Origin of the sequence: Mycobacterium sp. (assembly GCF_035506235.1) — a bacterium.
Classification (GTDB): domain Bacteria; phylum Actinomycetota; class Actinomycetes; order Mycobacteriales; family Mycobacteriaceae; genus Mycobacterium.
Genome location: NZ_DATJPU010000238.1, coordinates 1 through 3,316, shown reverse-complemented (window position 1 = coordinate 3,316; position 3,316 = coordinate 1). Strand labels below are relative to the sequence as shown.

At 65.7% G+C, this 3,316-nt stretch carries 3 protein-coding genes; all 3 read right to left on the bottom strand.

Annotation, left to right across the window (positions count from 1 at the left end):
- On the bottom strand, positions 1-1,760 hold a 1,760-nt coding region (locus tag VMD50_RS21800), incomplete at its 3' end, for a putative alpha/beta hydrolase (RefSeq protein WP_325430609.1).
- Positions 1,727-2,056 (bottom strand): DUF2563 family protein, encoded by a 330-nt coding sequence (locus VMD50_RS21795; protein ID WP_325430607.1) that lies wholly within the window; start codon positions 2,054-2,056, stop codon positions 1,727-1,729. The genes VMD50_RS21800 and VMD50_RS21795, both read right to left, overlap by 34 nt.
- 97 nt (positions 2,057-2,153) lie before the next feature.
- Positions 2,154-2,663, bottom strand: a complete 510-nt coding sequence (locus tag VMD50_RS21790) for a pullulanase (protein ID WP_325430605.1) — start codon at positions 2,661-2,663, stop codon at positions 2,154-2,156.
- Between the last annotated feature and the right edge of the window lie 653 nt (positions 2,664-3,316).

Here is a 3,316-nt window from a genome sequence, read left to right as displayed (position 1 = left end):
TGCAGCGAATCGCCGTGCCCGGAAACGACGTCGGCGATGCTGAACAGTGATTCCGACCCATCGTCGAAGTAATGGGAATGGTCGTAGAGCGGATTCACTGTATTGCCGGGCACCTCGGCTTTGAATCGGGTGGAGCCGTAGCCGTCCACGGCGGGATCGTCTCCCAGACCGCCGAAGTTCAAGCCGACAAGCCCGGGCCCAGTCACACGACCGGGTGACCAGGTGACCGCGTCGCCCGACGCCGCGCCGACATACAGGTGGCCGCCGGGCAACAGATGGAAGTCGGCCGCCGAATGCGCGAGGTCGGTGCCCGGGGAGCCGACGAGCACCGCGTCGTTCGCGCGCATCCCATACACCGCCGCATCCGAAACGACGGTGGACCCGTACGAGTGGCCGATCACGGTCATGTGTGTCGGCGCGCCCTCGTGGGTGACGGCCAACGCGTTCACATCGGCAACCAGCGTCCGCGCGCCGGTGCGAGCCATGTCCGGTTCCCGAAGACCGGTGTCGTACCAGTTGTCGGGGGCGTCGTAGCCGACCCATGTCACCACCGCAGTGCGCCCGCCCCCGTCCGCGCGGGCCGACTCCCGATACAAACGCACGCCCTCAGTCTTGGCCAGCGTTCCGTCGCGCACACAAGCGCCGGCCCCGTTCACCAACACCGCGGTGTGGGCAGCAGTGTCCGGGTCTCCCACAGCGATGGCCGCGGCCCCGCCGCCGCCGAAGCCCTCTGGCTGATACTTCAACAGAAACACGTCCGGATGTGTCCGCTCGTCGAAGGTAGCTTCCGAGGCTTTCAGGCCTTGTTGGGTGCGCCAGGCATTGGTGTAACGGGTGACCGCTACCGCAGTCAGCCCGTACTTGCCAGGGTCGGCGAGGACATCGTTGACGGACGCGCCATTTTGCCTGGCAACGTCCTCCAGACGGCGAAGGTCATCGTTCATCACCGCCTTGTTGACCGAACTCCGCGCGGCGACGGGAACACCGTTCAGGTTTCCCAATTCTGGTGGGTGGCCGGCGATCAATCGGCTTTGCTGTTCGGGACCGAGCGTTTTCCACCACCTGTTCACCTCCTCGGCGGTCGTTCCCGTCGACGGAATCCTCACGGAGTCTTCGGGATTCGTCGCGTCGGGTGCGTCCACCGCATAAAGCACAGTGGGGTCGTAGCCGTCGGTGCGCAAGCTGGTCAGCGACCTCTGCAAGGACTGCGAGTAGCTGCCGCGTTCTGATCGAAGGCGGCCGACCGCCGCCACAGTGTCGTCAATGGCCTCCTGTTCCAGGGCATGGATAAGCGCGTCGAGCGCCGATCGATCCGCCGCGGTGATTCCGATATCTTTCTCGAGGTCCAGCGCTTGGCCCAGTAAGTCGTCGAGTTGCTGCAGCTGAGACTCCAGGCTCATGATCAGCGCTGCGCCGGCGCGTTGCGCCTCGGCGAGGGCAGCCGCGACGTTTTCCAAGTCGGCCCCGATCTCGGCCAGCTGCAAAGACTCGGCGCCGAGCGAGTCCATTGTGCGCCGCACTTCGGCTACGTCGTTGATCGGGTAGTCGCCGTTCACACGATTCCAGGACGCCTCGAAGCGGCGACGGGCTTCATCGAAGGCCGCGCCGGATTCGGCGGTGCACCGGCCGGCGTCGTGGAACGCCTGCGCCAAAGCGGTGATCTGCGCCGGCCGCCCAGCCTGCAGGCTTTCGTTGATCGCCCAGGGGTCACCGCCGGCTTCGGCTATCAGGTCCCGACTGCTGATGTGTCGGAGGTCCATCGCACCGCCCGCTCTTGTGCGGCGTTGCGGTCATCCATGTTGGTGAACCCGTCGGCGGCGTAATGCGCATTGTGGCCCAGCCCGGTCAGCGTTTCCTGGTGGGCCTGGAGGCTTTTGAAGTGCTGCCCGTGCGCGAGGGTCACCGCCTCGTGGAACGCTTCGGCGGCGGGAAAGCCGCCAAACATGCCCGACGCGAGCGGCCCCCGCGACAGGCGGTCAGCCCCCTCTCGAGCGTGCCCGCCCGCGCGATGAGTCTCGGTGGCCCCCGAGTGCAGCAGGTCAGTGTCGACGAACATCGCTACCCCCTCTGGGCCCGGTGGTCTCGTGCATCCCGTGAGCTGGTCGTAAAGCTATTAACGGCGCGGTCGCCGGTCAATTCAGTCCCCCACACAGTCATAGAGTGCTGGCCCCATCGGCCAGCCCGTCCCCGTCGGTGTCGGTCAGCCTGACGTTCCACTTGCCGTCGCCGTCGGTGTCGACGTAGCCCGTCATACCGTTCTCGCCGGCGCACAGCACCCGGTCGGCCACTCCATTGTCATCGGTGTCGAGCAGCCGGTCGTCGGCACGGCCGTGCTCATCGAAGTCGATGACCGGACCGCCGGTGTGCTCAACACCGTCGAGCCCGAACCACCGCAGCTGCCCGCCCCGATCAACGGCCACTCCCCACGTCCCCGATCCCTCATCGGTGAACCAGGCCTCCGTGGCGCCGTCATTATCGAGATCGAGCACGGCGTGGTCGGCCACCCCGTCGCCGTCGAAATCCGCCAGCGCGTCGTCCTGCATCCCGTCTCCGTCGAGATCCAGGCCTATCGCATCGAGGCGGCCATCCCCATCCAGGTCGAGGTTGGGCTGGCCGTTCCAGATGGCCGCTGCGCCATCATCATTCGCCAGGCAATAGTCCATGCCTACTCGGACGCGGGGCCGCCGTTAGGCGTTCCCGCGCGATTGCCACCAGGACAGCAGCTTGGCGGTGGCCTCCTCGGTCGTCAGCGGCGCGCACCGGCTCCTCCGAGACACCCAGTTTGCTAGCCACAGACTTGATCGCCTCGTACCCCGATACTTCCGGGGCCTCCATTGTGGTGTCCACCAAATGCACCGCACGCTGGCGAAACTCCGACGAATACTGACGGGGCATAGCTTCCGATCCTCCTATAAGGATTGGAACTAAACCTGGGGTACTTCACGAGGGCGGTGTGGATGGATCGTGTGGTTGTCGTGACGTGGATCGGGCGCGCTGCAGCACCGTGGCCATCTGGGCACAACGCCTTAGGTGGCTGTGCTGGCGGCTGGGTTGTGCAGCGTGTGGTGGCCGCTCCGGCTGTCGCGCTTGGCCGACGATGACGGGCGTACCCAGGGTCACGACCTGCGCAGTAACGCTGTTCCATCATCGATGTCGTACCCCGCTGCGATGATGAGGTTATGTCTTCGACCGCATCGTCTGCTGTGGCGGTGAGCCCTAAAGAGCGTCTGGCGGTGTTGTTTGAGGAGTTGGCGGAGTTGGCCGGGCAGCGCAACGCCATTGATGGGCGCCTCGTGGACATCGTCGCTGAGATCGA